Annotated in this window: 3 protein-coding genes; 1 reads left to right on the forward strand and 2 read right to left on the reverse strand. The window is 71.0% G+C overall.

Features of this window, described 5'->3' with window-relative positions; translation table 11 throughout:
• Positions 1-203 precede the first annotated feature (203 nt).
• Positions 204-533 (reverse strand): hypothetical protein, encoded by a 330-nt coding sequence (locus tag D183_RS0111610; protein WP_017909137.1) that lies wholly within the window; start codon positions 531-533, stop codon positions 204-206.
• A gap of 67 nt (positions 534-600) precedes the next feature.
• On the reverse strand, positions 601-822 hold the full coding sequence (locus D183_RS0111615; protein ID WP_017909138.1) for an RNA-binding S4 domain-containing protein: 222 nt from the start codon (positions 820-822) through the stop codon (positions 601-603).
• A 265-nt stretch (positions 823-1,087) separates the two neighbouring features.
• Here D183_RS0111615 and D183_RS0111625 point away from each other — a divergent pair.
• A partial coding sequence (locus D183_RS0111625) for a DEAD/DEAH box helicase (RefSeq protein WP_039727275.1) occupies positions 1,088-2,545 on the forward strand: 1,458 nt, incomplete at its 3' end.

Below are 2,545 nucleotides of genomic sequence, written 5' to 3' on the forward strand. Positions count from 1 at the left end.
GACCGCCTGCCGGCGCGCGCGCTGCGCAGCGCCGCGCTGCGCGTGGCCGACCGGGTCGCGCCGTTCAAGCGTGCCATCGCGGCGCACCTGACCCAGCGCGTGGCGGCCATGGCGCGCTGAGGGGCCGGTCGTGCCGATGCATGCGTGTCTATCGAGGCTCGGCGCGGCTTGCTTTCAATCCCGAATCCCGATCTCAGCGGCGGCTAGCTGGCGTCGGCGCGCCGCTGTTCCGCACCGGCGACCAGCGCGTCGAGTGCACTCTGCAGGTCGCCGCTGCGCTGCGCCGCTTCGATCGGCGCGATGGCCCAGGCGCAGCCGGCGTGGCGCAGGTGCTGGCGCCAGTCGCCGGTCCAGCCCTCCAGTTCGTCCAGCGCCAGGGAGATGGAACCGCCGCGCTCCGCGTGGCCGCCGCGGATGGACTGGCCCAGGCGGAACGGCTGCGTTGCGTCGGGGTCGAGCTGCGCGATGTACACGTCGTGGTGCGGATCTTCCGCAGACGGCGCGATGTTGCGGATGCCCAGCGTGATCAGCATCGTGCGGGGATCCGCGCTGTCCGGCGCCGCCGGCCGGCGAGTGGCAGGCCAGGGGCGCCGATGGCGGTCATGCCTTGCCGAGCACCTGCACCTGCACGTCGCCCAGCTGTACCACCTGACCCGCGCGCACCTTGCAGGCCTTGCGCAGTTCGACCTCGCCATCCACGCGCACCTGGCCTTCGCTGATCACGGCCTTGGCCGCGCCGCCGCTGTCGCACAGGCCGGTCAGTTTCAACAGGTGCTTGAGTTCAACGTAGTCGCTTTCTAGCTGGAGATCGATGGTCTGCATTGGGGGCTTGCTCGGAAATCGGCGCCCATTGTCGGTCATTCGCGGGCAAAACGCCCGCCATGTCGGCGGCTGGGGGCTGTCGCCGCTGCCGCAGCCCGCGGCGCCGCGCCTGCTGGAGGCGGCCGCCGTGGCCGGCGTCCGGCAGTGCGCAGATGGTCACGCCTGAACGGTGTCGTTCACCTGCTTTCGACATGCGGCCCGGCAGGGCGCACAATAGGGGCTTCTTTGCGCCTGCCGGTTCTCTGCGGCGCCCCCGGAGTCTCCCATGTCCCAAGATACCCCCGCGCCGCTGCTGTTCGCAGATCTCGGCCTCTCCCCTGCTGTGATGAAGGCGGTCGCCGACGTCGGCTACGAGTCGCCGTCGCCGATCCAGGCCGCCACCATCCCGGCGCTGCTGACCGGCCGCGACCTGCTCGGCCAGGCGCAGACCGGCACCGGCAAGACCGCCGCGTTCGCGCTGCCGATCCTGTCGCGGCTGGATTTCGCCCAGCGCAAGCCGCAGGCGCTGGTGCTGGCGCCCACGCGCGAACTGGCGATCCAGGTGGCCGAGGCGTTCCACCGCTACGCCGCGGCGATCCCCGGCTTCCAGGTGCTGCCGGTATACGGCGGCCAGCCCTACGTGCAGCAGCTGTCGGCGCTCAAGCGCGGCGTGCACGTGGTGGTGGGCACCCCGGGGCGGGTGATCGATCACCTGGACCGCGGCACCCTGGACCTGTCCGAGCTGAAGACGCTGGTGCTCGACGAAGCCGACGAAATGCTGCGCATGGGCTTCATCGACGACGTCGAGGCGGTGCTGAAGAAGCTGCCGGAATCGCGCCAGGTGGCGCTGTTCTCGGCGACCATGCCGCCGGCGATCAAGCGCATCGCGCAGACCTATCTGAACGACCCGGCCGAGGTGATCATCGCCTCCAAGACCACCACCTCGGCCAACATCCGCCAGCGCTACTGGGCGGTGAGCGGGCTGCACAAGCTCGACGCGCTGACCCGGATCCTGGAGGTCGAGCCGTTCGACGCGATGATCATCTTCGCCCGCACCAAGGCCGGCACCGACGAGCTGGCGCAGAAGCTGCAGGCGCGCGGCCTGGCCGCGGCGGCGATCAACGGCGACATCCAGCAGGCGCAGCGCGAGCGGGTGATCCAGCAGCTCAAGGACGGCAAGCTCGACGTCCTGGTCGCCACCGACGTGGCCGCGCGCGGCCTGGACGTGGAGCGGATCAGCCACGTGCTGAACTACGACATCCCCTACGACACCGAAAGCTACGTGCACCGTATCGGCCGCACCGGCCGGGCCGGGCGCAGCGGCGAAGCGATCCTGTTCGTCAGCCCGCGCGAGCGCGGCATGCTGCGCGCGATCGAGCGCGCCACCCGCCAGCCGATCGAGGAAATGCAGCTGCCCAGCGTCGACGCGGTCAACGACCAGCGCGTGAGCCGCTTCATGGAGAAGATCAGCGAGACCATCGCCGCCGGCGGCATCGACATGTACCGCGATTTGCTGCAGAAGTTCGAGGCCGAGAAGAACGTGCCGATGGTGGAAGTGGCCGCGGCGCTGGCGCGCCTGCTGCAGGGCGAGACGCCGCTGCTGCTGGCCCCGGACCGTCCGCGTCCGCCGCAGGGCGAGCGTTTCGAGCGCCGCGAGCGGCCCGAGCGTGGCGAGCGTCCGGACCGTCCCCGGTTCGAGCCGAAGTTCGAGCGCGAGCCGCGTGCGCCGCGTCGCGACGACGGC

The sequence above is a fragment of the Xanthomonas sp. SHU 199 genome (assembly GCF_000364665.1).
In the GTDB taxonomy this organism is placed as follows: Bacteria; Pseudomonadota; Gammaproteobacteria; order Xanthomonadales; family Xanthomonadaceae; genus Xanthomonas_A; species Xanthomonas_A sontii.